Below are 26,649 nucleotides of genomic sequence, written 5' to 3'. Positions count from 1 at the left end.
CCGTCGTAGTAACCGCCCCTCGGCCCCGCCCCGCCACGCGGGCACCGGCCGGGTCGACGGTGACGTCCGGCCCCGCCGCCTGCACCGTCGTGGCCGGGAGGCTAGCGTGGATCACGGGCTGCGGCGTCGCCGCGGTGGACGACAACGGCGGGGGATGGTCGTGCTGCGGTTCGGTTTGTTCGGCACCGGTCACTGGGCGACGGAGACGCACGGGGCGGCGCTCGACGCGCACCCCCGTGCCGAGCTGGTCGGGGTGTGGGGGCGGAATCCGGAGCGGGCCGGCGCCCTGGCCGACCGGTACAACGTGCCGGCCTTCGACGACGCCGACGCGTTGATCGACGCCTGCGACGCGGTCGCTGTCGCCCTGCCCCCCGACATCCAGGCGGACATCGCGGTCCGGGCCGCCACCGCCGGCCGGCATCTGCTGCTGGACAAGCCGCTCGCGCTCGACGTCGCGGACGCCGACCGGGTGGTGGCCGCCGCGCAGGGCTCCGGGGTCGCGTCGGTGGTCTTCTTCACCCAGCGCTACCAGCCGAACGTCACCGCGTTCCTCGCCGCCACCGCCGCCGCGGGCGGCTGGCAGCACGCCAGGGCGACGATGTTCGCGTCGATCTACCAGCCGGGGAACCCCTACGGCGAGTCGCAGTGGCGACGGGAGCACGGCGCGCTGTGGGACATCGGCCCGCACGCGCTCTCGCTGCTGCTGCCGGTGATGGGCCGGGTCACCCGGGTGGCGGCGATGAACGGCCCGAGCGGCATCGTGCACCTGCTGCTCACGCACGACGGGGGCGCCACCAGCAGCGCCTCGCTGACCCTGGACGCCCCGACCGAGGCGATGGCCCGGGAGATCGTCTATTTCGGCGAGAACGGCATCGAGACCGCGCCGGAGCCGCAGACCAGCCCGGCGACCGCCTTCTCGGTGGCGATCGACCAGCTGCTGGAGGAGATCGAGGCGGGCACCCGGGACCACCGCTGCGACGTGCGCTTCGGCCGCGAGGTGGTCGCCGTGCTGGCCGCCGCTGAGACCGCCCGCACCGAGTCCCGCACCGTCACCGTCCCCCTCCCGGACTGACCCCGAACCTGCGCTTCCCTTCTCTCGCCTCGTCGATCATGAAGTTGTTGTCCTGCGCACCGGCGTGTCGTGGCAACAACTTCATGATCAACGGGGATTGCCTGCGGGGTTGGCCGGGAGGAAATGGGTCGTGGGATGGGGCCGTGGGGGTTAGCGTGGCGGGCATGTTCACGCATGCCCTGATCGAGGTGGTCGGCACGCCGGCCGCCCGGGGCCCCCTGCTGGTGTCCCGTCCGCGAGTCCGGCGTCCGGCCCTGGCCGGCCGGGACGCGACCCGCGACTGACCGCAGGCGCACTCCCGCGCCATCTCCAGGGCCGTCCGAGTCCCGATCCACTCGGACAGGCCCCGCTTCGGGCTGCCTGTCCGCCCCGTCGCCGAACGGCGACAGACAGGACGACGACACGTGGCGCCCCGCCGTACCCGAGCAACCGAACGCGACCGGTCCCGTCGCGTACTCTCCCAGAACTTCCTCACCGACCCGGCCGCCATCGACCGGGTCGTCCGGTCGGCCCGGTCGGATCCGGCTGGCCTCCTGCTGGAGGTCGGCGCCGGTCGCGGTCAGCTGACCCGGCCGCTCGCCGCCCACTGCGGCCGGCTGGTGGCCTACGAGGTCGCCCCGGCCGCCGCCGCCGAGCTGGCCGTGGTCTGCGCGGCGCTGCCGCACGTCCGGCACCGCCAGGCCGACTTCCTCACCGCCGAACCGCCGGCCGAACCGTTCGCGGTGGTCGGCAACATCCCCTGGTCGCTGACCTCGGCGGTGGTCCGGTGGTGCCTGGCCGCTCCCGGGCTGCGCGCGGCGACCCTGCTCACCCAACTGGAGTACGCCCGCCGCCGCAGCGGCGACTACGGCCGGTGGACGCGGCTGACCGTGTCGACCTGGCCGGAGTTCTCCTGGCAGCTGGCCGGGCGGGTGCCCCGCACCGCGTTCCGCCCGGTGCCTCGGGTGGACGCGGGCATCCTGCGCATCGACCGCCGGGGCGAACCGCTGCTCTCCCCGGCCGCGCTGCCCGCGTACCGCCGGATGGTGGAGCTGGGCTTCGGCGGCGTCGGCGGGTCGCTCGCGGCCTCGCTGCGCCGGCGGTATCCGCCGGCCCGGGTGGCGGCGGCGCTGCGGGCCACCCGGCTGGACCCGGCCACCCCGGTCGGGCACGTCTGGCCGGAGCAGTGGCTGGTGCTGTTCCGGTTGCTGCACGCCCGCTGAACACACCGGCGCGGGCGGGTCGACCGGCCCGCCCGCGCCGGCCCTCAGGCGAGGGTGCCGAGCGCCTCGTGCAGCTCGGCGGGGGCGTCGAACTGTTCCGCCGGCAACGCCCGCAACATCTGCAACATCTCGGTGCTCGCCCCGTTCTCCTGGGCCCACCGGACCAGGTCCTCGCGGGAGACCGGGTAGTCGAGCCCGGCCAGGTACTCCTGCCACTGCACCCCGGTAACGGTCATGTCCGGCGGCTACCCGCTCAGCCTGGCGGCACACCGGTGGACCGGCCGGCCGGCGTGTCGCGGCCGACGCGCCGGCTGTTTGCCCGCCGACCGGCCGGGTAGCCGCTGGCATGCTGGTTCAGCGGCTCGGCGCGCCGAGCGACTTCGATCCCCTGCTGGAGCGCGTCCGGGACGCCCGGGTGGTGATGATCGGCGAGTCCACCCACGGCAGCTACGACTACTACCGATTGCGCGAACAGCTCACCCGACGGCTCATCGCCGAGTGCGGGTTCTCGTTCGTCGCGGTGGAGGGGGACTGGCCCGACTGCGACCGGGTGCACCGCTCGGTGACGGGCGCGCCGGGCGGCGCGACCGAGCCGCAGCTGGCGTTGCAGCGTTTCGAGCGCTGGCCGACCTGGATGTGGGCGAACGCCGAGGTGGCCCGGTTCTGCAGCTGGCTGCGGGCCTGGAACGTGGAGCGGCCGGAGGGGGAGCGGGCCGGGTTCCACGGGCTGGACGTGTACAGCCTCTGGGAGTCGATGCAGGCCATCTTCGACTACCTCGGCGAGGAGGACCCGACGTCGCTGGAGGCCGCGCAGGACGCGTACCGCTGCTTCGAGCCGTACGGCAAGCGGGTCGAGGAGTACGGCGCGGCCAGCCGGTTCGTCTCCGCGCGCTGCGAGGAGGAGGTGGTCCGGCTGCTGGCCCGGACCCGGGAGCAGGCCCTGACCGACGGGCCGGACCGCTTCTCGGCCTGGCAGAACGCGGAGGTGGTGGCCGGCGCGGAGCGGTACTACCGGGCGATGGTGGCCGGCGGCCCGGAGTCCTGGAACATCCGGGACATCCACATGCAGGACACCCTGGACCGGCTGCTCGAGCGGTACGGCCCGCAGGCGCGCGGCGTGGTGTGGGCGCACAACACCCACGTCGGCGACGCGCGGGCCACCGACATGACCGCGGACGGGATGATCAACATTGGTCAGCTGGCCCGGGAACGGCACGGCGCCGACGCGGTCACCCTGGTCGGCTTCGGCTGTTACCGGGGGAACGTGGTCGCCGCGCCGCGCTGGGGGTCACCGGCCGAGGTGATGACGGTGCCGCCGGCCCGGCCGGGCTCGATCGAGCGGCGGCTGCACGAGCTGATGCCGGAGCGGGCGGTGCTGGTCTTCGGCGGGGAGGACCAGCCGGGTTGGGTCACCGACACCGCCGACCACCGGGCGGTGGGGGTGGTCTACGACCCGTCGTTCGAGTCCTGGGGCAACTACGTGCCGACGCGCCTGGCCGAGCGGTACGACGCCTTCATCTGGTGCGACGAGACGACCGCCCTGCACCCGCTGCCCGCCACGACCACGCCCGGCGAGATGGAGACCTACCCCGCCGGCGTCTGACCGCCCCCTGTTCCCGGCGATCATGCAGTTGTGGTGCCCGGCTCGCCCGGTCCTGCCGGGTTCGCGAGGCACCACAACTGCATGATCGACCCCGGTCAGACCGGGGTGGGCGTCTTGTCGGTGAGGTGGGCGCGCAGGCCCTCGCCCTCGATGTCGACGTTGGGCAGGGCCCGGTCGAGCCAGCGGGGGAGCCACCAGGCGCGGGCGCCGAGCAGGGACATCACCGCCGGCACGATGGTCATCCGGACCACGAAGGCGTCGATGGCAACGCCGACGGCGAGCGCGAAGCCCATCGACTTGATCACCGGGTCTTCCAGGAAGACGAAGCCGCCGAAGACCGAGATCATGATCAGCGCGGCCGCAGTGACCACCCGTGCCCCGTGCCCCGTTCCGTTGATGGTCGCCTGCTGGGCCGTGTCGCCGTGTACGAAGTCCTCCCGCATCCGGGAGACCAGGAAGACCTCGTAGTCCATGGCCAGGCCGAACAGGATGCCGATCAGCAGGATCGGCAGGAAGCTGACCAGCGGGCTCGGAGTGTCCAGGCCGACCAGGTCGGCCAGATGCCCCTGCTGGAAGACCGCGACCGTGATGCCGAACGTCGCCGCGACGGTGAGCAGGAAGCCCAGCGCCGCCTTGACCGGCACCACCAGCGAGCGGAACACCAGCATGAGCAGCAGCACCGAGAGCCCGACGACCAGCAGCAGGTAGATCGGGAGCGCGTCGGAGAGCTTCTCCGAGACGTCGATGCCGATGGCGGTGGCACCGGTCAGCAGCACGTCCGCGTTCCGGATCCCGCCGACCGCGCCCCGGATGTCGTGTACCAGCGTCTCGGTGGCCGCGTCGGTGGGGCCGGTCTTCGGCACCACGCCGAGCAGGGCGGTCCGTCCGTCCGGGCTGAGCTGCGGCGGCGCCACCGCGAGGACGTTGTCGGTGCGCTGGATCAGCGCGGTGACCTGCGGTACGGCGGCCGCCGTGGCCTGCGGGTCGTCGCCCGCCACGACGACGGCCAGCCGGCCGGTGAAGCCCGCCCCGAAGCCCTCGGTGACCAGGTCGTTGGAGACCCGGGCCGGCGAGCCTACCGCCGCCGAGCCGGCGTCCGGCAGGGCCAGCCGCATGTCCGGCGTCGGCAGCGCGAGCAGTCCGAGGCCGAGCAGCCCGACCAGGATGACCGGCACCCGGAACCGGGTGATCAGCCGGGCCCAGCGGAAGCCGAACGCGGAGCGGTCCTCGGCGGGCGTCGGGTCGGCCGGCGTCGAGGCGTCCTCGGCCGTCGGGTCGGGCAGCGCCGAGCGCAGCCGGCGGGGGAGCACCTTGCGGCCGGCGAAGCCGAGCAGCGCCGGCTGGAGGGTCAGCGCGACCAGCACCGCCACGGTGACCGTGCCCGCCGCGGCCAGACCCATCACGGTCAGGAACGGGATGTTGACCACGGCCAGCCCGGCCAGCGCGATGACCACGGTGGCGCCGGCGAAGAGGACGGCGGAGCCGGCGGTGCCGACAGCCCGGCCGACCGCCTCGTCCGGTGGCAGCCCCTCCCGCAGGTTCTGCCGGTGCCGCGAGGTGATGAAGAGCGAGTAGTCGATGCCGACCGCCAGGCCGAGCATCAGCGCGAGGATCGGCGCGGTGCTGGTCAGCTCGACGACACTGCTGAGCGCGAAGAGCCCGGCCATGCCGACGCCGACCCCGATCAACGCGTTCAGCATGGTCATTCCGGCGGCGACCAGCGAACCGAAGGTGATGATCAGGACGATCGCCGCGACCGCCACACCGAGTGCCTCGGTCGAGCCGACCTCCGGTTCGCCGCCGAGCACCTCACCGCCGGGGGCCACCTGCCAGCCCTGCGCCTCGGCCGCCGCGCCGACCCGCTCGTACGCGGCGCGCTGGGCGTCGTCGACCTCGTCGGCGCCGGTGGCGAACTGGACCTGGACCAACGCGTACCGGCCGTCCGGGGAGACCGCGCCCACCGTCATCGGGTCGACCGCGCCGACCACGCCGGGCAGCGTCCCGGCCTCCTGGACGATCTCCTTCACCACGGCCTGGCCCTGCGGGGTGGCCAGTTGGCCGTCCGCGGGCGCCTTCAGCGCGATGGTGCCGGTGGCGCCGCTGGCCGCCGGGAACTGGGTGGCCAGCAGGTCGAGGGCGCGCTGGGACTCGGTGCCGGGCATGGTGAAGTTGCTCGCCGTCGGGCCGCGCAGGGTCGCCGCGGCCAGACCGAGACCGACGAGTACGACGAGCCAGACCGCGACGACGAGTCGCCGCCGGCGGAACGAGCCCCGGCCGAGCCGGTAGAGCAGGGTCGCCATCAGGATTCCTTGTCCTTGTCCTGGGTCAAAGATGGGTCAGGGACGGGTTCGAGGGCCCGCCGCGCGAAGGCGAGCAGGGCGGGACGCAGTTCGGCGTCGGGCATCTCGACGAACTCGGCGCACGTCTCGGAGATGCCGGCGAGCAGCACCAGGGCCGCGACCTGGGCGCTGGGTCGGCCGGTGTGCCCGGCGAGGGCGTCGCGCAGTCGTTCGGAGATCCGCTGGACGTGCGCGAACGCCGGTCGTTGCAGCAGCTGGGGGAACTCGCCGCGGAGCAGCGCGATCTCCCGCCGGAAGCGGACCGCGAGGTCGACGAAGCCCTCGGCCGCGGCCTGCTGCGCCGCGGCGCCGATCAGCCCGGTGAGTGTCTCGTCGAGGGCCTGGAGCACCGCGATCGCCGGGGCCATCAGCTCGGTGAGCAGGGCTTCCTTGTTGGCGAAGTGGTAGAGCACGGTGGCCTTCGAGCAGCCGACCTCGTTGGCGATGTCCTGCAGCGAGGTCCCTCGGTAGCCGGTCACCGCGAACCGTCGTGTCGCCGCGGCCAGGATCTCGCCGCGGGTCTCCGGTTCCGCACGTCGCACGCTGGTCACCCCCTGCGAACCAGCATGCCTGACCGATCGGTCAGAGCCTGACCGATCGGTCAGAGGAATTGCGTGGCCTTCCCCACAGGAGGGGCAGGTTTACGTCGCCGACAGTCAGAGCGTGCCGTGCGCGCCGTCGTACTCGGCCCGGGCGGCGGCGATCGTGTTGCGGTGCCGCTCCGCCCAACTGGTCAGGGCGACGAGGGACTCGTAGAGCTCCAGCGCGATCGGGGTGGCGGTGTACTCGACCTTGGGCGGGACGGTCGGATAGACCTCGCGGTGCAGCAGGCCGTCGCGCTCCAGGTTGCGCAGGGTCAGGGTGAGCATTCGGCGGCTGATCCCCTCGATGTGCCGCTCCAGCTCGGTGAAGCGCACCGGACCCTGGGAGGCGGCCACCAGGATGCCGATGCTCCACTTGCCGCCCACCCGGTCGAGCACCTCGCGGACCGTGCAGGCCTTGGCCTGCCCGGGAGTGAAGGGCGTCTCGGCCCCCGCAGCGCAGCCCGTCAACGCGCTGAGCTGCGAGGACACATCGCTGTTCCCCTGGGACATCAAAGTGCCTCCTTCCGCCTCGCCCCATGGTCACAGACGATGGAGTCGGTAACAAACCGTGCACCAAGGAGGCGTTTCCATGTCCGCTGATACCGGGCCGTCCCGCTGGCCGGCGTTGCTCGTACTCTGCGCCGGCAGCCTGATGATCATCCTGGACGGCACCATCGTGGCCGTGGCGCTACCCGCCGTCCAGCGCGATCTCGGCTTCACCGCCACCGGGCTGGCCTGGGTGGTCAACGCGTATCTGGTCGCCTTCGGCGGGCTGCTGCTGCTCGCCGGCCGCCTCGGCGACCTGCTCGGCCGGCGGCAGGTCTTCCTCGCCGGGGTCGCGCTCTTCACAGCGGCTTCGCTGCTCTGCGCCGTCGCCACCGGACCGGCGTGGCTGGTCGGCGCGCGCTTCCTCCAGGGGGTCGGCGGGGCGCTGACCATGGCGGTCAGCCTCGGCATGATCGTCCGGCTCTATCCGGAGCCCGCCGAGCGGGCCCGCGCCATCGCGGTCTTCAGCTTTACCGGCGCCGCCGGCGCCTCGGTCGGCACGGTGGCCGGTGGCCTGCTCACCGACCTCGCCGGCTGGCGTTCGATCTTCCTGATCAACCTGCCGATCGGGTCGGTGATCGCCATCGCGGCCGTACGCCGGATCGCCGCCGACCGGGGCGCGGGCCTGCGCGCCGGGCTGGACGCGCTCGGCGCGGCGCTGGCCACCGCCGGCCTGATGGCGGCGGTGCTGGCGATCGTCGGCACCGGTGAGCACGGCTGGACCTCGGCGCGCACGATCGGGGCCGCGGCCGTGGCGGCGACCCTGCTCGGCGCGTTCGCGCTGCGCCAACGGGTCACCGCCGTCCCGCTGCTCCCGCCCCGGGTGCTGGGTACGCCCGACCTGCTCGCCGCCAACGTCGTGCAGTTCCTCGCGGTCGCCGCCTTCTTCGGCTTCCAGTTCCTGCTCGCGCTGGAACTCCAGTTGGTGCTCGGGCTCGACGCGGCGGCGACCGGCTGGGCCTTCCTGCCCACCCCCGTGGTGATCGCGGTGGTCTCGCTCGGCGTCACCGGCCGGCTCATCGCCCGGTACGGCGCCCGCCGCATGCTGCTCGCCGGGCTCGCGCTCGCGATCGTCGGGTTCCTGCTGCTCGCCCGGCTGCCGGCCGACGGCGGATACCTGGCCGACGTGCTCCCGGCGATGCTGGTCTTCGGCGTGGCCGGTGGCCTGACGCTGCCCGCGGTGACCACGCTGGCCATGGCCGGTGCGAGTGACGCCGACGCCGGGCTCGCCTCCGGGCTGGCCAACACCACCCAGCAGGTCGGCGGGGCGTTCGGCCTGGCCGCGCTCGCCACCCTGGCCGCCGGCCGCGCCGGCGACCTGCGCACCCGGGGCTGGGCCGAGACGGCGGCGCTGGCCGCCGGCTACCGCACCGCCTTCGCCGTGGCCGCCGGTCTGGTCACCGCCGCGCTGCTGGTCGCCGTGTTGACCCTGCGCCGCTCCGCCAGCACGCCGCAGGCCGAGCCGGCCGCCGCGAGCCGGTCCGCCGCGTCCAGTTGACCACCGGCCGCCGGGCCGGGAAGGTGGGCTGATGAGCGGGGCGGAGCAGACGCGCGACGGGGTGTCGCTGACCAATCTGGACCAGGCGCTCTTCGACGGCGCCGGGGCCACCAAGCGCGACCTGGTCGACTACCTCGACGGGGTCCGCGACCGGATCCTCCCGCAGTTGCGGGACCGGCCGCTGTCGGTGATCCGGGCGCTGCGCGGTCAGTCGCCGTTCATGCAGAAGAACCTGCCGAAGTACACCCCGGAGTGGGTACGCAGGGTGCCGGTCTGGGCCGAGGCGTCGCACCGGGAGGTCTCCTACGCGCTCTGCGACGACCGCCGCACCCTGCTCTGGTTCGCCAACCAGCGGGCCATCGAGTACCACCCCACCCTGGCCCGGGTCGACCACCTGGACCGCCCCACCCACCTGGTGCTCGACCTCGACCCGCCCGAGGGCGACTCGTTCCCCGCCGCGGTGGCCGCCGCGCTGCTGGTGCGGCAGGCGCTCGCCGACTCCGGCCTGGCCGGCGCGGTGAAGACCAGCGGCGCCAAGGGTGTGCACGTGTTCGTGCCGGTCGCCCCGGGCGCCGACGCGGAGGAGATGGCGGCGGCCACCCGGGCGATCGCCGCCCGCGCCGAGCGGCTGGACCCGGCCCTCGCCACCACCGCCTTCATCCGTGAGGACCGGGGCGGGAAGGTCTTCGTCGACTCCACCCGGGCTGGCGGGGCGACCGTGGTCGCGGCGTACAGCCCGCGACTGCGGCCCGGGCTGCCGGTCTCCTTCCCGGTCGACTGGGCCGACCTGGGCGACGTACGCCCCGCCGACTTCACCGTGCACAACGTTCCGGAGCTGGTCGCCGACCGTGATCCCTGGCTGGAGCTGATGCCGGAACCGCAGCGGCTCCCGGCCGACCTGGTCCAGGAGGGACGGGCCATCCCGATCGCCCGGGTGCAGGCGATGCACGAGGGCAAGCGCCGAGCCCGCGCCCGCCGCCAGGCCGACTGACGCGGCGGTTCGGGCCGGGCGCTGAGCGGGTTCGGGCCGGGCGCTCGGCGGGTTCGGGCCCGCGCTTCGCCGGGCGGCCAGCGGGGTGAGAAGCCGCTTGCGACACCGGCGGGGCGCCCAGCTTGACGCGATCGGCGTCCGGCGGTAGGGCGGTCCGAGAAACACGAATGCCGGGCAGTGGGGGTGATTGGCCCCGTGCCCGGCATGTGTCTGTGTGCCCCCGGCAGGATTCGAACCTGCGCCCCCGCCTCCGGAGGGCGGTGCTCTATCCCCTGAGCTACGGGGGCTCAGCGACTGGAGAAGACTAGCAAACCTCCCCCCGGAACGCCGAACCGGTATCCCGTGCCGCGGTTCGTCCTGCTCGCCGGCGGACCGGCTGTGTGACCCGCCGGTCCGGCCGCGGTGGGGCGCCAGCGATGGCCGGCGCCCCTGTTCGGAAGCGGCGAGCGCCCGGTCAGGCCGCCACGGCGCGGCCACAGCTGGGCAGCGGGTGCAGCACGATCCGGCGCGGCAGCCGGCGCGGCCACTCGTTCCGAGCCCAGGAGCCGTCCACGATCAGGTGCACCGTGCGCTGCTCCTCGCCGCTGAGCCGCAACACGAAGTCGCGGGGGAGCGGTGGGTCGACGTTCGGTGTGGTGATCATGAACCGGACGCGGCCGCGGGACGAGACCGCGGAGATCACGTCGGCCGTCGGCATGGTGCCCCGCAGCCGTACCCGGCCGAGCCAGTAGACCTCCGCGAGGTGCTCCTGGGCCGCCCGGGTGATCGCCGGGTACTCGCTGCGTACCCACCGCTCGACCGCGCCGACGCAGAGCCCGCAGGCGCGCTCGCGGGGCTCCCGCGGACCCAACCCCCAGGCCCGCAGGTACGCCCCGACCGCGCCGGCGTCCAGCGGTACGTCGAAACGGCTCTGGATGAGGGCGGTCAGGCTCTGCCGCGTCCACAGCTCCTCGTCCAGGTCGAACTCGTCCGGGTGGACGCCCCGCAGGGTGTCGATCAGTTCGAGTTCCTGTTCGCGGCTGAGCATTCCCGACTCGCTCTGCCGCTGTCCGCGACGGACGGCTGCCACCGCCCCGTCACCGCCGATGGTGTGGCGTCGGCACCAGCTGGTGACCGAACGCCGCGCGTCTCTGAGTGCAACCCCCACGTCTTGCGCAACGAGCCCGAATCGCATCTGGTCACGATATGTGGGGAGAAAACTCCCTAAGCAGCGCAATGGGTCGCACCGCCCAAACCACCCAAACTACTCAGGGCTCGGCGACGGTGGCCGGAAACGACCGAGAGGTCCGCGTCCTACCGGTTCACCGGTGGACGCGGACCTCTTGGTCGTTCGTCAGAGGTGGGCGAGGAATCCGCCCGGCGCGGTCAGCCGCCGAGACGCTTGAGGGCGTTCCGCATGTTGGTCAGGTCGGTCTGCTGCGTGTTCTTCATGGTCTGCGCCGTCCGGACCACGTCCTGCTCGTCGCTCGCGTCGAGCAGGCCGTCGATCATGTGGATGCCGCCCAGGTGGTGGGTGACCATCATGTTCAGGAAGAGCAGGTCGAACTCCCGCCCCTGGGCGGCCCGCAGCTTGGTCATCTCCGCCGGGGTGGCCATGCCCGGCATCAGCCCGTCCTTCACCAACGACGCACCGTCGGACATCCAGGCCATCCGCGGCTGCGAGCCGGTCGGGTCGAGCCCCCACAGGCGGAGCCAGGTCTGCATGGTGCCGATCTCACCCTGCTGACCGCTGGCGATGTCGCCGCCCATGGTGCGTACCTCGGGGTCGGTGGCGCGCTGGAAGGCGATCAGCCCCATCTCCACCGCCTGGGCGTGGTGGGCGGTCATGTCGCGGGCGAAGCCGGCCTCGACCGAGTCGTCGCCCGGGCGGGTCAGCCGCGGCGTCAGCAGGCCGCCGGCGTAGCCGAGCAGCAGGCCGACCACGACGGCGACCGCCACCGCCACCAGGCCGAACCGACGGCCGGAGCCCCGGCCGCCGTCGGCGGCCGGGGTCTCGGGCGAGCTGTCGAGCGTCGCGGGAGCCGTCATCGAGATCCTTACTGGGTCGGCGCCTGGATGTCGTCGCGCGGCGTGGTGCCGGTGGCGGTGATGCCCTGGTTGCAGAGCGCCGTCGGGCCCTCGATCGAGGCGTTCACCCGCAGCGTCTTGATGAACTCGTCGATCCGCTTGTCGTCGGCGTTGTCGACCTTGAGCTGGAAGCCCCACGCCTGCAGGGAGATCGGCTTGTCCAGCCCCTCGAACGGGCTCATCAGCAGCTTCTCGTTGCCGCGCACCTTGCCGGCGAGCTCGCTGACCTGGTCGGCCGGCAGGTCGGGACGGTAGGTGATCCAGACCGCGCCGTGCTCCAGGCTGTGCACCGCGTGCTCGTTGGCGATCGGGGCGTCGTAGACGTCGCCCATGCAGTTCTGCCACGCGCCGTTGTGGGGGCCGGCGACCGGCGGGAGGATGCCGTACTGGATCGGGCCAGCCTGGTGGTTGCTGCCCTTGACCAGTTCCTTGTCCTTCTCGCGGTAGTTCACGATGCCGCTGATCGAGTCGGCCCGGTCCTCCCACGGCTTGGAGCCCTGGAAGGTGGCCCAGGCGCCGACGCCGATGATCCCGACGGCGAGCACGCCGACGGCCACGAAGAGCGCGATCGGCCCCCACGCCCGGCCCTGGCTGACCTTGACCGGGGCGATCGGCTTGCGGGGGCCCTTGCCGCCGGCCCGTGGGGTGCCCGCGGGCTTGCCGGAACCGGCCTTCGCGCCGGACGCGGGCCGGCCCGCTGCCGGCTTCTTGCCGGTGCTGACCACGGTCGGGCGGCGCTCTGGGCCGCCCGGGGTGCTGATGCTCATCGTGCCTCGTCAGGTCGGTCGGTCAGGGGAGCGGGCGGGCCGGTGCGCAGATGGGTCGCCGCCGCGGGGACCGAGTCTACCCCCGATAACATGGTTCGGTGACTCCCGCAGAACTCGCCGAGGTCGTCCTCGCCGCAGCCCACGCCGTCTTCACCGAACGGGGCCTGGACAGCTCCGCGCTGCCCGGGCAGACCACGGTCGAGCGACCGCGCAACCCCGAGCACGGCGACTACGCCTCGACGCTGGCGTTGCAGCTGAGCAAGAAGGTCGGGCTGCCGCCGCGGGATCTGGCGGGCGCGCTCGCCGAGCAGCTCGGCCGGGCGCCCGGGATCAAGTCGGTGGAGATCGCCGGCCCCGGCTTCCTCAACATCCGGCTGGACGCGGCCGCCGCCGGCCAGCTCGCCCGGGTGATCGTCGAGGCCGGCCCGGCGTACGGGCGCAGCGAGCGGCTCGCCGGGCAGCGGCTCAACCTCGAGTTCGTCTCCGCCAACCCGACCGGTCCGGTGCACATCGGCGGGGTCCGGTGGGCCGCGGTCGGCGACGCGCTGAGCCGGCTGCTGCGGGCCACCGGCGCCGAGGTGGGCACGGAGTACTACTTCAACGACGCCGGCTCGCAGATCGACCGGTTCGCCCGTTCGCTGCTGGCCGCCGCGAAGGGCGAGCCCGCGCCGGAGGACGGCTACGGCGGGGCGTACATCGCGGAGATCGCCGCCGACGTCCAGGCCCGCCGCCCCGACGTGCTCACGCTCGACGACGCGGCGGCCCAGGAGGTCTTCCGGGTCGAGGGCGTCGCGCTGATGTTCGACGAGATCCGTTCCTCGCTGCGCGACTTCGGGGTCGAGTTCGACACCTACTTCAACGAGAAGGACCTGCACGACCGGGGCGAGCTGGATCTCGCCCTGACCCGACTGCGGGAGCAGGGCCACGTCTTCGAGGCCGAGGGCGCGACGTGGCTGCGCACCACCGAGTTCGGTGACGACAAGGACCGGGTGCTGCGCAAGTCCAACGGCGAGTGGACCTACTTCGCCGCCGACTGCGCCTACTACCTGGACAAGCGGGAGCGGGGCTTCGACCGGGTCGTGATCATGCTGGGCGCCGACCACCACGGCTACATCGGCCGGATGAAGGCGATGGCGGCGTGCTTCGGCGACGATCCGGCGCAGAACCTGGAGATCCTGATCGGCCAGCTGGTGAACCTGCTCCGCGACGGCGCTCCGGTGCGGATGAGCAAGCGGGCCGGCACGGTGGTCACCCTGGAGGACCTGGTCGACGCGATCGGCGTGGACGCCTCCCGCTACGCGCTGGCCCGCTACTCGAGCGACTCGCCGATCGACATCGACGTGGAGCTGTGGACCCGGGCCACCCGCGACAACCCGGTCTACTACGTGCAGTACGTGGCCGCGCGGACGGCCAGCGTGGCCCGCAACGCCGCCGAGGTCGGGCTGACCCGGGGCGAGGCGGACGCCTTCCGCGCCGACCTGCTCGACCACGAGAAGGAGAACGAGCTGCTCAAGGCGCTGGCCGAGTTCCCGGCCGTGGTGGCGACCGCCGCCGAGCTGCGCGCCCCGCACCGGCTCGCCCACTACCTGGAGGACGTCGCGCAGGCGTACCACCGGTTCTACGACAACTGCCGGATCCTGCCGCGTGGTGACGAGCAGGTCACCGACCTGCACCGGGCCCGGCTCTGGCTGAACGACGCCACTCGCACGGTGGTCGCCAACGGTCTGCACCTGCTCGGCGTCACCGCCCCGGAGAGGATGTAACCCCATGCGGGCTCATGAGGCCGGCGCGCTGCACGGCGACATCGGCAAGACCGGCCCGGCCTGGCTCCGGTCCCCGGTCGACGTCAACGCGCTGGTGCCGCAGCTCTGGCCGCGCAACGTGACGCGGACCGGGGACGGGGCGTTGAACGTGGCCGGCCTCAGCGTCCACGACCTGGCCGCCGAGTTCGGCACCGCGGTGTACGTGCTGGACGAGGACGACCTGCGCTCGCGCTGCCGGGACTTCCGGGCCGCCTTCCCGGACGTGGACGTCTACTACGCCGGCAAGGCGTTCCTCTGCCGGGCCGTGGTGCGGATGATCAACGAGGAGGGCCTGCACCTCGACGTGTGCAGCGGGGGTGAGCTGGCCACCGCGCTGGCCGCCGGGATGCCGCCGGAGCGGATCGGCTTCCACGGCAACAACAAGTCGGTCGCCGAGCTGACCCGCGCGGTGGACGCCGGGGTGGGGCGGATCATCGTCGACTCGTTCACGGAGATCGACCGGCTCACCGCGCTGGCCCGCGAGCGCGGCGTCCGGCCGAAGGTGCTGGTCCGGGTCACGGTCGGCGTCGAGGCGCACACCCACGAGTTCATCGCCACCGCGCACGAGGACCAGAAGTTCGGCTTCTCGCTGGCCGGCGGGGCGGCCGCCGCGGCCGCCTTCAAGATCCTCGACGAGGACGTGCTGGAGCTGCGCGGCCTGCACTCGCACATCGGCTCGCAGATCTTCGACGCCAGCGGCTTCGAGGTCTCCGCCCGCCGGGTGCTCGCCCTGCAGGCGCAGATCCGCGACGCCCGCGGCGTCGAGCTGCCCGAGCTCGACCTCGGCGGCGGCTTCGGCATCGCGTACACCACCCAGGACGACCCGGCCGCGCCGCAGGACCTGGCCAAGCGGCTGCGCAAGATCGTCGACTCGGAGTGCGACGCGGAGCGGTTGGCCGTGCCGCGCCTCTCCATCGAGCCCGGTCGGGCGATCGTCGGCCCGGCCGTGTTCACCCTCTACGAGGTCGGCACGGTCAAGGACGTGGACGGCATCCGCACCTACGTCAGCGTCGACGGCGGGATGAGCGACAACATCCGCACCGCGCTCTACGACGCGTCGTACTCGGCGACGGTGGCCTCCCGGGCGTCGACCGCCCAGCCGATGCTCGCCCGCGTGGTGGGAAAGCACTGTGAGTCCGGGGACATCGTGGTGAAGGATGAATTCCTGCCCGCCGACGTGCAGCCCGGAGATCTTGTCGCGGTGCCCGGCACCGGCGCCTACTGCCGGAGCATGGCCAGCAACTACAACCACGTACCGCGGCCCCCGGTGGTCGCGGTGCGCGACGGCCAGGCGCGCGTGATCGTCCGACGGGAGACCGAAGAGGACCTGCTCGCATTGGATGTTGGATGACGTCACCTGTGCGCCTGGCGCTGCTCGGCTGTGGCACGGTCGGCGCCGAGGTGGTCCGGCTGCTGCACGAGCAGTCGGCCGACCTCGCCGCCCGGATCGGCGCCCCGCTGGAGATCGCCGGCATCGCCGTGCGCCGCCTCGGCCGGGACCGTGGCGACCTGCCGGTCGACCCGACGATCTTCACCACCGACGCGCTCGGCCTGATCAAGCGGGATGACGTGGACGTGGTGGTCGAGGTGGTCGGCGGCATCGAGCCGGCCCGCGGCTGGCTGGTCGAGGCGCTGCGCGCCGGCAAGAGCGTGGTCACCGCCAACAAGGCGCTGCTCGCCGAGGACGGCGTGGCGTTGCACGAGGCCGCCGCCGAGGGCGGGGGCGACCTCTACTACGAGGCCTCCGTCGCCGGGGCGATCCCGCTGCTGCGCCCGCTGCGCGAGTCGCTGCACGGCGACCGGATCAACCGGGTCACCGGCATCGTCAACGGCACCACCAACTTCATCCTCTCCGCCATGGACGCCACCGGCGCCGGCTTCGCCGAAGCGCTGGAGGAGGCGACCGAGCTGGGCTACGCCGAGGCTGATCCGACCGCCGACGTCGAGGGTTTCGACGCGGCGGCGAAGGCCGCGATCCTCGCCTCGCTGGCGTTCCACACCCGGGTCGCCGCGGCCGACGTGCACCGGGAGGGCATCACCGAGGTGACCGCGGCCGACGTGGCCAGCGCCAAGGCGATGGGCTGCACCATCAAGCTGCTCTGCATCGCGGCACGCGGGGTGGACCCCGCCGGCCGGGAGACCGTCAACGTCCGGGTGCACCCGGCGATGATCCCGCTGACCCACCCGTTGGCCAGCGTCGGCGACGCGTTCAACGCGGTCTTCGTCGAGGCGGAGGCGGCCGGGCAGCTGATGTTCTACGGCCGGGGCGCGGGCGGCGCGCCGACCGCGAGCGCGGTGCTCGGCGACGTGGTGGCGGTCGCCCGCAACCGGCTCGCCGGGGTGCGCGCGGCCAGCGAGAGCGCCTACGCCGACCTTCCGGTGCGGCCGATGGGGGAGGCGCTGACCCGCTACCACGTCAGCCTCGACGTGGCCGACCGTCCCGGCGTGCTGGCCGCGGTGGCCGGCGTCTTCGCCCGGCACGAGGTGTCCATCGCGACGGTGCGGCAGGGCTCGGCGGGCTCCACCGGCACGCCCGGTCGGGGCGACGACGCCGAGTTGGTGATCGTCACCCATGTGGCGCCGGACGCCGCGCTCGCCGCGACCGTCCGGGAGCTGCGCGGCCTGGCGATCGTCCGGTCGGTGACCAGCGTGCTCCGGGTCGAGGGCGGGCTCTGAGTCGTTGTCCCGGGTGACGGCGACGCGCCCCGGGTAGGGGGCTCGGCGGGTGTCCCGCCAGGTGGTTAACCGGCGACGCGGCCGGGGCTGGTCCGGCAGGGTGGTCCAGCTGGACGTGGTCCCAGCTCAGCGGCGCGGTAGAGGCGAGGAGAGCGACATGTGGCGGGGTCTGATCGAGGCGTACCGCGACCGGCTGCCGGTCACCGACGCCACGCCCGTCGTCACCCTTCACGAGGGGAACACCCCGCTGCTGCCCGCACCGGTGCTCTCCGCCCGGCTCGGCTGCGACGTGCACCTCAAGGTGGAGGGCGCCAACCCGACCGGCTCGTTCAAGGACCGCGGCATGACGGTCGCGGTCTCCAAGGCGGTCGAGGCGGGCAACAAGGCGATCATCTGCGCCTCCACCGGCAACACCAGCGCCTCCGCCGCGGCGTACGCGGCCCGCGCCGGGTTGACCTGCGCGGTGCTGGTGCCGCAGGGCAAGATCGCGCTGGGCAAGTTGGCCCAGGCGCTGGTGCACGGCGCGAAGCTGCTCCAGGTGACCGGCAACTTCGACGACTGTCTCGCGCTCGCCGCCAAGCTCGCCCAGGACTACCCGGTGGCGCTGGTCAACTCGGTCAACATCGACCGACTGCACGGCCAGAAGACCGCCGCCTTCGAGATCGTCGAGGCGCTCGGCGACGCGCCGGACATCCACTGCATGCCGGTTGGCAATGCCGGCAACATCTCGGCCTACTGGCTGGGCTACTCCGAGGAGCTGGCCGACGGGCGGACCACCCGCGCCCCGAAGCTTTACGGCTTCCAGGCCTCCGGTGCGGCGCCGCTGGTGAGCGGCGAGGTGGTCCGCGAGCCGTCGACGATCGCCACCGCGATCCGGATCGGCAACCCGGCCAGCTGGACCAGGGCGATCGACGCCCGGGACGCCTCCGGCGGACTGATCGCGGCGGTCACCGACCGGGAGATCCTGGCCGCGTACCGGATGCTGGCCCGGGAGGTCGGCATCTTCGTCGAGCTGGGCAGCGCGGCCAGCGTGGCCGGGCTGCTCCAGCAGGCGGCGGCGGGGCGGATCCCGGCCGGCGCCACGGTCGTCTGCACGGTCACCGGGCACGGCCTGAAGGACCCGGAGTGGGCCATCTCCACCGCCCCGGCCCCGCTCACCATCCCGAACGACCCGCTGGCCGCCGCCCGCTCCCTCGACCTAGCCTGACCCCACCCCCCCCCCCCCCCCCCCCACCCCCACCCCCACCCCCACCCCCCCGGACCACCCTCAACCCCGTCGGGCCGTGGTTGATCATGAAGTTGTTGCCGCTCGCCTCGGCGTGTCAGGGCAACAACTTCATGATCAACCGGGTCTCAGGTGGGGTCGGTGGGGGAGGGGGTAGGGGTTCGGCACCCGGCGTGGGGTGTCGTGATCGGGTCGGGCACACTTCTGCTACCCCGCAGACTCTTCTAGGAGTGAGCCCAGCCGATGTCGCTGCTCGCCAGATTCAGCCTCGCCAACCGAGGGCTGGTCGCCCTCATCGCGCTGGTGACCACGGCGTTCGGAGCGTTCGCCGTGCCGTCGCTGAAGCAGCAACTGCTGCCCTCGCTGGAGTTCCCGGCCGCGTTCATCGTGGCCCCGTACCCCGGCGCGGCCCCGGAGATCGTCGAATCGCAGGTCGCCGAGCCGATCGAGAACAGCCTCCAGGGCATCCCGGGGCTGGACAAGGTCACCTCGACCTCCCGGGAGGGTCTGGCCACCGTCCAGGTGCAGTACGAGTTCGGCATCGACCTGGACGACATGGTCAACAAGATGCAGACCGCGCTGAACCGGATCGACGCGCAGCTGCCGGAGAGCGTGGACCCGCAGGTCATCGCGGGTAGCACCGACGATCTGCCCGCGGTGGTGCTGGCCGCGGCCGGCGGCGACAGCGGCGTGCAGCCCGGCTCGGCCGAATCCGAGCGCGCGCTCGCGGAGAAGCTGCGCTCGGCCGTGCTGCCCGAGTTGGAGGGGATCGAGGGCGTCCGCTCGGTCGAGCTGACCGGCACCCGGGACGACACCGTGGTGGTCACCCCGAACCTTCAGAAGCTCGCCGCCGCGAAGCTCCCGCCGACCGCGATCGGCGCGGCGTTGAAGACCAACGGCGTGGCGATCCCCGCCGGCGCGGTGGCCGACGGCACCCAGGCGCTCCCGGTCCAGGTCGGCACCCCGGTCGCCAGCCTCGACGAGCTGCGCGGCATCGTCCTCGCCCCCGGGCCGGTCCCGGTCCGGCTCGGAGACGTCGCCACCGTCGAGGAGATGCTCGCCCCGGCCACCGCGATCACCCGCACCAACGGCCAGAACAGCCTGGGTATCGCGGTCACCGCCTCGCCGGACGGCAACGCGGTGCAGATCTCGCACGAGATCCGCGACCGGCTCGACGCGCTGAAGGACGCCTCCGGCGCCCAGCTGACCGTGGTCTTCGACCAGGCCCCGTTCGTCGAGAAGTCCATCGAGAGCCTGACCACCGAAGGTCTGCTGGGCCTGGTCATGGCGGTCATCGTCATCCTGGTCTTCCTGCTGTCGATCCGCTCGACCGTCGTCACCGCGGTCTCCATCCCGCTCTCCGTGCTGGTCGCGTTGATCGCGCTGTGGATCGGTGACTACTCGCTCAACCTGCTCACCCTCGGCGCGCTGACCATCGCGGTGGGCCGGGTGGTCGACGACTCGATCGTCGTGCTGGAGAACATCAAACGACACCTGGAGTACGGCGAGGGCAAGCGGGACGCGATCCTCACCGCGGTCCGCGAGGTGGCCGGCGCGGTCACCGCGTCCACTCTCACCACGGTCGCCGTGTTCGCGCCGATCGCCCTGGTCGGCGGCTTCGTCGGGCAGCTCTTCGCGCCGTTCGCGATCACCGTCACGGTGGCGCTGCTCGCCTCGCTGCTGGTCTCGCTCACCGTCATCCCGGTGCTGGCCTACTGGTTCCTCAAGCCGTCCGGCACGCCGGACGACGAGGCGGTGCGCCGGGCGGCGGAGGAGAAGGAGCTGCGCAGCCCGTTGCAGCGGGCGTACCTGCCGGTGATCGGGTTCGCCACCGGGAGCCGGCGCACCCGCTGGGTGACCCTCGGGCTCGGCATCCTGCTGCTCTTCGGCACGTTCGGCCTCTCCCGGCAGCTCGACACCAACTTCCTGGACGACTCCGGCCAGGACACCCTGAACATCAGCCAGGAGCTGCCGGCGGGCACCAGCCTGGCGGCCACCGACGAGGCGGCCCGCAAGGTCGAGGCGCTGCTGGAGCGCACCGACGGTGTCGAGACGTACCAGGTGACGGCCGGTGGCGGTGACTCGCCGTGGATGGGTGGCGGCGGGAACAACATCGCCTCCTGGTCGCTGGCGCTGGGCGGCGACACCGACGCCAAGCAGATGCGCGAGGTGCTGCGCGATCAGCTCGACGACCTGGACGCCGGCGAGTTCACCTTCGGCGGCGGGCAGGACGCCGCGGCCAGCCAGCTGGAGGTGGTCGTCCAGGCCGCCGACCCGGCCGTGCTGAGCCGGGCCGCGGACGCGGCGAAGGAGGCCCTGGCCGGTACGCCGGACGTCGCGGACGTCACCACCAGCCTGGCCGACCGGGTGCCGCGGGTCGACGTCACGGTCGACCGGGTGAAGGCCGGCCGGGCCGGGCTCACCGAGGCCTCCGTCGGCCAGCTGGTCGCGCAGACGTTCCGGGGCTCCCCGCTCGGTCAGGTCACCCTCGACGGCGCGCAGCAGGACGTGGTGCTGCGGTTGGCCGCCCAGCCCCCGGTCAGCGTCGAGCAGCTGAAGGCGCTGCCGGTCGGGCCGGTGAAGCTGGGCGACATCGCCACGGTCACCCGGGCCGAGGGCCCGCAGCAGGTGACCCGGATCGACGGCGAGCGCAGCGTCTCGGTGACCGGTACGGCCACCGGCTCGAACCTCGGCGCGACCACCCAGGAGCTGCGTACGCGGCTCGACGCGCTCGACGTCCCCGGGGCGACGTTCACCATCGGCGGGGTCAGCGCCGACCAGGAGGACGCCTTCGCCGACCTCGGCCTCGCGGTGCTGGTCGCGATCGCGATCGTCTTCCTGATCATGGTGGCCACCTTCCGCAGCCTGACCCAGGCGCTGATCCTGCTGATCTCCATCCCGTTCGCGGCGACCGGCGCGATCGGCCTGCTGCTGGTCACCGGCACCCCGCTCGGCGTCCCGGCGCTGATCGGCGTGCTGATGCTGGTCGGCATCGTGGTGACCAACGCGATCGTGCTGCTGGATCTGATCAACCAGTACCGCGCGCAGGGCCGGAGCGTCCGGGAGGCGGTGGTCGAGGGTGGCCGGCGCCGGCTGCGGCCGATCCTGATGACCGCGGTCGCGACGATCTTCGCGCTGCTGCCGATGGCGTTCGGGCTCACCGGCGAGGGCGGCTTCATCTCGCAGCCGCTGGCGGTCGTGGTGATCGGTGGTCTGCTCAGCTCCACGCTGCTGACCCTGATCCTGGTGCCGACGCTCTACACCATGGTCGAGAACACCAAGGAGTCGCTGCGCGAGCGGCGTCGGCGGCGCTCGGGCGCCGCGCCGGCGTCGACGGAGCCGGCCGGTCCGGCGGACGCGACGGGCGAGCCGGAGCCCGCCACGGTGGCCGCCGGCACGCCCGCTCGGACGGCCGACGAGGCGGGGAAGCCGGCGACGCCGCCGCGGCCCGCGCCGTCCGCCGCGCTGGTCGACGGCACGGACCAGTTCGAGGTGCTCCGGCTGCCGAAGAGCCGCACCTCGCCGCTACCGCCGACCGAGTAGCGGCCCACCGCGTACGCCCCCGGCGGGTTCCGACCCGCCGGGGGCGTTCCGTGTCCGGCCGGCCCACCGGTCGGATCACCGACGGCACGCGGCGGGACGCCGGCCGCCGGGTAGGGTCCTGCTCCGTGGCGTCCACCCTGTCGGTCCTCACCCGCAACCGGGACTTCCGCAACCTCTTCCTGGCCGAGCTGGTGGTCTTCGGTGCCGACTGGTTCGTCATGGTGCCGCTGCTGGTGCTGCTGCCGGAGTTGACCGGCAGCGGGGTGTGGGGCGCGCTGGTGCTGGCCGTCGACACCGGGATCGTGGCGCTGCTGCTGCCGTTCACCGGCACCATCGCCGACCGGTTCGACCGGCGAAAGATCATGATGGTGGCGAACGTCGGGGCCCTGCTCGGGGTGCTGCTGCTGCTCGGCGTACGCAGCGCGGGCACCGCCTGGCTGGCGCTGGCCGCGATCGGTGTGGTCGCGGTGGCCAAGGGCCTGTACTCGCCCGCGGCCCAGGCCGCGCTGCCCAACGTGCTCGAACCGGACCAGCTGGCCGCCGGCAATGCGATCGCCGGCTCCGCCTGGGGCACCATGACGGTCGTCGGCGCCTCGCTCGGTGGCGTGCTCAGCCAGCAGGTCGGGCCGTACGCCTGCTTCTGGATCGCCGCGGTGGGCCTGGCCTGCGCCGCGGGCCTGGCCGCGATCATCCGCCGGCCGCTGCAGGCGCCCCGGGATCAGGACCTGCCGCCGCAGCGGGCCTGGCCGGCGATCGTCGAGGCGCTGCGCTACATCGGGCACCGGCCGCGGGTGCTGGCGCTTGTCACCGTGAAGTCGGCGGTGGGCCTCGGCAACGGGGTGCTGACGGTCTTCCCGCTGCTGGCCGGGCCGGCCGGTACCGGGCTGCTCTTCGCGGTCCGCGGTGCGGGCGCGCTGGTCGGGCCGATCCTCAGCCGCCGGGTGCTGACCAACCGGCGCTGGCTGCTGCCCGGGCTGGCCGTCTCGATGTCGCTCTACGGGCTGGCCTACATCGGCACCGCGGTGGTGTCCTGGTTCCCCCTCGTGCTGCTGCTGGTCTTCGTCGCCCACTTCGCAGGCGGCAGCAACTGGGTGATGTCGAACTTCGCCCTGCAGGGCGAGGTCCCGGACCGGCTGCGCGGGCGGGTCTTCGCCACCGACATGATGCTGGCGACGCTGGCCATCTCGATCAGTCAGCTCGCGGTGGCCGCCGTGGTCGACGTGGTGGACGCTCGGGTGGTGCTGGCGGGCTGCGGCCTGGTCACCCTGGTCTACGCGATCGGCTGGCGGATCGCCACCCGCCGGCTCTCCCTCACCGATCCGGTCCTCGAGCCGGCCCCGGGCGCGGCGCGGTAGCGGTCCCAGCGTGCGGGCGGCGGCCCGGATCGTCGGTCCCGCGCCCTAGCATGACCCCGTGCCGACGAACTTCACCGCCGGGCCGGTCCGGGTCCGCGTTCCCGCCACCAGCGCCAACCTGGGTCCGGGTTTCGACGCGCTGGGGCTCGCCCTCGGGCTCTACGACGACGTGGCCGCCGAAGTGGTGCCGGCGGGTGTCCGGGTGACGGTGACCGGCCAGGGCGCGGGCGAGCTTCCCGCCGACGATCGGCACCTGGTGGTCCGGGCCATGCGGGCCGCCTTCGCGCGGCTCGGCGCGGAGCCGGCGGGGCTGGTCGTGGAGTGCGTCAACCGCATCCCGCAGGCCCGCGGGCTGGGCTCCTCGTCCGCGGCGATCGTGGCCGGCGTGCTGCTGGCCCGGGCGCTGGTGACCGACGGCGAACGCCGCCTGGACACCGCCGCCGTGCTCCGGCTGACCGGCGAGTTGGAGGGTCACCCCGACAATGTGGCGCCCTGCCTGCTCGGTGGCTTCACGCTCGCCTGGACGGAGCCGACCGGTGCCCGGGCGATCTCCCGGCCGGTCGCCGAGGGTGTCCGCCCGACCGTCTTCGTGCCCGCGGAGCGGGGGCTGACCGCGGCCGCCCGGGCGGCGCTGCCGGCCACCGTGCCGCACGGCGACGCCGCGTTGACCGCGGGGCGGGCCGCGCTGCTCGTGCACGCGCTGACCGCAGACCCGACGCTGCTGCTGCCGGCGACCGTCGACCGGCTGCACCAGGACTACCGCGCACCGGGGATGCCGGGGACGGCTGCGCTGGTCAGCGCATTGCGTGCGGCGGATGTGGCGGCTGTGGTCAGCGGGGCGGGCCCGACCGTGCTGGCGCTCAACGACCTGCCCGAGGGCTTCGACCCGGGAACAGACTGGCAGGTCTGGCAGTTACCGATAGATGTCAGCGGCGCCCGGGTTGCCCGGGGTAGACTTGGACACGCCGAGCGGGACCCTGTTGCCGCAGGTCGGAAGAGTTGATTACGCTCTAGACTTAGCACAGCCGCGAAGCACGCGATCTTCCTGCGGGTCGGCGCACCCCCGAAGCTCTCGGCGGTCAGCCCGTCACCCCTGCCAAGGCCCACGCCGCACCGCAGTTTCCACAGGTCGCCGCAGACGGCGAGACCTGCTCACCGATGGTGGTGAGTCGGGAAACCACCGGCTGCTGTGTCACAGACTCCCGCGACGCATTCATGCGAGGCGGGTGCACCGAGGCCGCCCGGCCACCTGCTTGTCGACTCCGGGCAGTCCCGGCCTATCGAGGGAAGGAATCCATTGAGCGACACCACCGACGTGACGTCGGATGTTTCCAACGTCGCTGGCGATGCCACCACCGCCGCTCCCGCCCGTCGTCGGCGTAGCGGCACCGGTCTGTCGGCGATGCTGCTGCCAGAGCTGCAGAGCCTGGCCGCGTCGCTCGGCATCTCCGGCACGGCTCGCATGCGCAAGGGCGAGCTGATCAGCGCCATCTCCGAGCGGCAGGGCGGCGCCGCCGCCGGGACCCCTCGTCCGCGGGCCGAAGTCGCGGCCGCGGCCGCTCCCGCCCGTGAAGAGGTGCACGCCGAGGTCCGGGAGACCGCCGAGCGGCCGGAGGCCGAGCGGCGTACCGCAGACCAGGCGCCGGCCGAGCCGGCCGCGGCCGAGACCGAGGGTCGCAGCCGGAGCCGGCGTCGGGGTGCTGAGGCGCGGAGCGCCGAGGCGCGCACCGAAGAGGCCGAGACCGGCGAGCGCACCGAGGGTCGCGGCGGTCGCGACCGCAACGAACGTGCCGAGCAGCGCGGTGAGCGTGCTGACCGTGCCGAGCGCGGTGAGCGTGGCGACCGTGCCGAGCGTGGCGATCGTGCCGAGCGCGGTGACCGTGCCGAGCGTGGCGATCGTGCCGAGCGTGCCGAGCGTGGCGACCGCAACGAGCGGGCCGAGCGCGGCGACCGCAACGAGCGGGCCGAGCGCAACGACCGGGGCGACCGCAACGACCGGGGTGACCGCAACGACCGCGGTGACCGCAACGAGCGGGGCGACCGGGGTGACCGGGGCCAGCGCGCGGAGCGGGACAGCGACGGTGACGACGACGGCGAGGGCGGCGGCCGGCGGGGCCGGCGCAGCCGCTTCCGGGACCGTCGCCGTGGCCGGGGCGAGCGCCCCGAGGGCGGCGAGGGTGGCGGCCGTGAGCCGCAGGTCGGCGAGGACGACGTGCTCGTCCCGGTGGCCGGCATCATCGACGTGCTCGACAACTACGCCTTCGTCCGGACCACCGGCTACCTGGCCGGCCCGAACGACGTCTACGTGTCGATGTCCCAGATCAAGAAGTACGGCCTGCGCCGCGGTGACGCGATCACCGGTGCGGTGCGGGCGGCCCGCGACAGTGGCAGCGAACAGCGGCGGGACAAGTACAACCCGCTGGTCCGCCTGGACACCATCAACGGCATGGAGCCGGACGAGGCGAAGCGTCGTCCCGAGTTCTACAAGCTCACTCCGCTCTACCCGCAGGAGCGGCTGCGGCTCGAGACCGAGCCGCACATCCTGACCACCCGGGTGATCGACCTGGTCATGCCGATCGGCAAGGGCCAGCGGGCGCTCATCGTCTCGCCGCCGAAGGCCGGTAAGACGATGGTGCTGCAGGCGATCGCGAACGCGATCACCCGCAACAACCCGGAGTGCCACCTGATGGTGGTGCTGGTGGACGAGCGGCCCGAAGAGGTCACCGACATGCAGCGTTCGGTGAAGGGCGAGGTCATCGCGGCCACGTTCGACCGGCCGCCGCAGGACCACACCACGGTGGCGGAGCTGGCGATCGAGCGGGCGAAGCGCCTGGTCGAGCTGGGGCACGACGTGGTCGTGCTGCTCGACTCGGTGACCCGGCTCGGTCGGTCGTACAACCTGGCGGCGCCGGCCAGCGGCCGGATCATGTCGGGTGGTATCGACTCCACCGCGCTCTACCCGCCGAAGCGCTTCCTCGGCGCGGCCCGCAACATCGAGAACGGCGGGTCGCTGACCATCCTCGCCACCGCACTGGTGGAGACCGGGTCCATGGCGGACACGGTCATCTTCGAGGAGTTCAAGGGCACCGGTAACGCGGAGCTGAAGCTGGACCGGAAGATCGCCGACAAGCGGACCTTCCCGGCCATCGACATCAACCCATCCGGTACGCGTAAGGAGGAGGTCCTGCTCGCGCCGGAGGAGCTGGCCATCATCCACAAGCTCCGCAAGGTCCTGCACTCGCTGGACTCGCAGGCGGCGCTGGACCTGCTGCTCGACCGGCTCAAGCAGTCCCGCACCAACATCGAGTTCCTGATGCAGATCGCGAAGTCGACGCCGGGGGAGTAACCCTCCCCGGTTGAGGATTCGACGAGGGGCACG

General features: G+C 73.0%; 20 protein-coding genes and 1 tRNA gene. 13 read left to right on the top strand and 8 right to left on the bottom strand.

Going from position 1 to position 26,649, the window contains the following annotated elements:
- The first annotated feature begins 160 nt into the window (after positions 1-160).
- A complete protein-coding gene (locus ACIBBA_RS20755) occupies positions 161-1,072 on the top strand; it encodes a Gfo/Idh/MocA family protein (protein ID WP_396699391.1) in 912 nt (303 codons plus the stop codon).
- Positions 1,073-1,476: 404 nt separating this feature from the next.
- Positions 1,477-2,274: an ErmE/ErmH/ErmO/ErmR family 23S rRNA (adenine(2058)-N(6))-methyltransferase gene (gene erm, locus ACIBBA_RS20750; RefSeq protein ID WP_396699389.1), complete on the top strand. Its 798-nt coding sequence runs from the start codon at positions 1,477-1,479 to the stop codon at positions 2,272-2,274.
- Between the two features lie 44 nt (positions 2,275-2,318).
- On the opposite strand, the gene ACIBBA_RS20745 is transcribed toward erm, so the two are convergent.
- On the bottom strand, positions 2,319-2,510 hold the full coding sequence (locus ACIBBA_RS20745) for a DUF2795 domain-containing protein (RefSeq protein WP_357051622.1): 192 nt from the start codon (positions 2,508-2,510) through the stop codon (positions 2,319-2,321).
- A gap of 110 nt (positions 2,511-2,620) precedes the next feature.
- Here ACIBBA_RS20745 and ACIBBA_RS20740 point away from each other — a divergent pair, with 110 nt between their 5' ends.
- Positions 2,621-3,877 (top strand): erythromycin esterase family protein, encoded by a 1,257-nt coding sequence (locus ACIBBA_RS20740; protein ID WP_396699387.1) that lies wholly within the window; start codon positions 2,621-2,623, stop codon positions 3,875-3,877.
- 95 nt (positions 3,878-3,972) lie between these two features.
- Here the strand turns inward: ACIBBA_RS20740 and ACIBBA_RS20735 are convergent, their stop codons facing one another.
- The 3 genes from ACIBBA_RS20735 to ACIBBA_RS20725 all read right to left on the bottom strand — a co-directional run bounded on the left by ACIBBA_RS20735 (position 3,973) and on the right by ACIBBA_RS20725 (position 7,310).
- The gene (locus ACIBBA_RS20735; protein WP_396699385.1) at positions 3,973-6,177 is read right to left on the bottom strand and encodes an MMPL family transporter; all 2,205 of its coding nucleotides are present in this window, start codon (positions 6,175-6,177) and stop codon (positions 3,973-3,975) included.
- On the bottom strand, positions 6,177-6,758 hold the full coding sequence (locus tag ACIBBA_RS20730) for a TetR/AcrR family transcriptional regulator (RefSeq protein WP_396699383.1): 582 nt from the start codon (positions 6,756-6,758) through the stop codon (positions 6,177-6,179). The genes ACIBBA_RS20735 and ACIBBA_RS20730 overlap by 1 nt, the downstream gene beginning before the upstream one ends.
- Before the next feature lie 114 nt (positions 6,759-6,872).
- On the bottom strand, positions 6,873-7,310 hold the full coding sequence (locus ACIBBA_RS20725; RefSeq protein WP_396699381.1) for a winged helix-turn-helix transcriptional regulator: 438 nt from the start codon (positions 7,308-7,310) through the stop codon (positions 6,873-6,875).
- Positions 7,311-7,389: 79 nt separating this feature from the next.
- Between ACIBBA_RS20725 and ACIBBA_RS20720 the strand changes: the two genes are divergently transcribed.
- Positions 7,390-8,844 (top strand): MFS transporter, encoded by a 1,455-nt coding sequence (locus ACIBBA_RS20720; protein ID WP_396699379.1) that lies wholly within the window; start codon positions 7,390-7,392, stop codon positions 8,842-8,844.
- A gap of 31 nt (positions 8,845-8,875) precedes the next feature.
- Positions 8,876-9,835 carry a non-homologous end-joining DNA ligase gene (gene ligD / locus ACIBBA_RS20715; protein ID WP_396699377.1) on the top strand — a complete coding sequence of 320 codons (960 nt, stop codon included), beginning with the start codon at positions 8,876-8,878 and terminating at the stop codon, positions 9,833-9,835.
- Between the two features lie 215 nt (positions 9,836-10,050).
- Here the strand turns inward: ligD and ACIBBA_RS20710 are convergent.
- The 4 genes from ACIBBA_RS20710 to ACIBBA_RS20695 form a co-directional block, all read right to left on the bottom strand.
- Positions 10,051-10,122, bottom strand: a tRNA-Arg gene (locus ACIBBA_RS20710).
- A 167-nt stretch (positions 10,123-10,289) separates the two neighbouring features.
- The gene (locus ACIBBA_RS20705; protein ID WP_350872146.1) at positions 10,290-10,982 is read right to left on the bottom strand and encodes a winged helix-turn-helix domain-containing protein; all 693 of its coding nucleotides are present in this window, start codon (positions 10,980-10,982) and stop codon (positions 10,290-10,292) included.
- A gap of 218 nt (positions 10,983-11,200) precedes the next feature.
- The gene (locus ACIBBA_RS20700) at positions 11,201-11,863 is read right to left on the bottom strand and encodes a DUF305 domain-containing protein (protein WP_396699375.1); all 663 of its coding nucleotides are present in this window, start codon (positions 11,861-11,863) and stop codon (positions 11,201-11,203) included.
- Between the two features lie 8 nt (positions 11,864-11,871).
- The gene (locus ACIBBA_RS20695) at positions 11,872-12,669 is read right to left on the bottom strand and encodes a DUF3105 domain-containing protein (protein ID WP_396699373.1); all 798 of its coding nucleotides are present in this window, start codon (positions 12,667-12,669) and stop codon (positions 11,872-11,874) included.
- A gap of 98 nt (positions 12,670-12,767) precedes the next feature.
- Here ACIBBA_RS20695 and argS point away from each other — a divergent pair, with 98 nt between their 5' ends.
- The 8 genes from argS to rho all read left to right on the top strand — a co-directional run bounded on the left by argS (position 12,768) and on the right by rho (position 26,616).
- On the top strand, positions 12,768-14,432 hold the full coding sequence (argS, locus tag ACIBBA_RS20690; protein ID WP_396699371.1) for an arginine--tRNA ligase: 1,665 nt from the start codon (positions 12,768-12,770) through the stop codon (positions 14,430-14,432).
- 4 nt (positions 14,433-14,436) lie between these two features.
- On the top strand, positions 14,437-15,822 hold the full coding sequence (gene lysA, locus ACIBBA_RS20685) for a diaminopimelate decarboxylase (RefSeq protein ID WP_396699369.1): 1,386 nt from the start codon (positions 14,437-14,439) through the stop codon (positions 15,820-15,822).
- An 8-nt stretch (positions 15,823-15,830) separates the two neighbouring features.
- Positions 15,831-17,147, top strand: coding sequence for a homoserine dehydrogenase (locus ACIBBA_RS20680; RefSeq protein WP_396699437.1), 1,317 nt, complete (start codon positions 15,831-15,833; stop codon positions 17,145-17,147).
- Positions 17,148-17,304: 157 nt separating this feature from the next.
- Positions 17,305-18,354, top strand: coding sequence for a threonine synthase (gene thrC, locus ACIBBA_RS20675; RefSeq protein WP_396699367.1), 1,050 nt, complete (start codon positions 17,305-17,307; stop codon positions 18,352-18,354).
- Between the two features lie 261 nt (positions 18,355-18,615).
- Complete coding sequence (locus ACIBBA_RS20670; RefSeq protein WP_396699365.1) at positions 18,616-21,915, top strand: efflux RND transporter permease subunit; 3,300 nt, start codon at positions 18,616-18,618, stop codon at positions 21,913-21,915.
- 125 nt (positions 21,916-22,040) lie between these two features.
- Positions 22,041-23,270 (top strand): MFS transporter, encoded by a 1,230-nt coding sequence (locus ACIBBA_RS20665; RefSeq protein WP_396699363.1) that lies wholly within the window; start codon positions 22,041-22,043, stop codon positions 23,268-23,270.
- Between the two features lie 58 nt (positions 23,271-23,328).
- Complete coding sequence (thrB, locus tag ACIBBA_RS20660; protein WP_396699361.1) at positions 23,329-24,273, top strand: homoserine kinase; 945 nt, start codon at positions 23,329-23,331, stop codon at positions 24,271-24,273.
- Between the two features lie 294 nt (positions 24,274-24,567).
- Positions 24,568-26,616 (top strand): transcription termination factor Rho, encoded by a 2,049-nt coding sequence (rho, locus tag ACIBBA_RS20655; RefSeq protein WP_396699359.1) that lies wholly within the window; start codon positions 24,568-24,570, stop codon positions 26,614-26,616.
- Positions 26,617-26,649 lie beyond the last annotated feature (33 nt).

Source organism: Micromonospora sp. NPDC051006 (assembly GCF_044456245.1).
GTDB lineage: Bacteria > Actinomycetota > Actinomycetes > Mycobacteriales > Micromonosporaceae > Micromonospora.
Note: the sequence above shows the minus strand (reverse complement) of the source record. Positions and strands in the feature narration are given on the sequence as shown.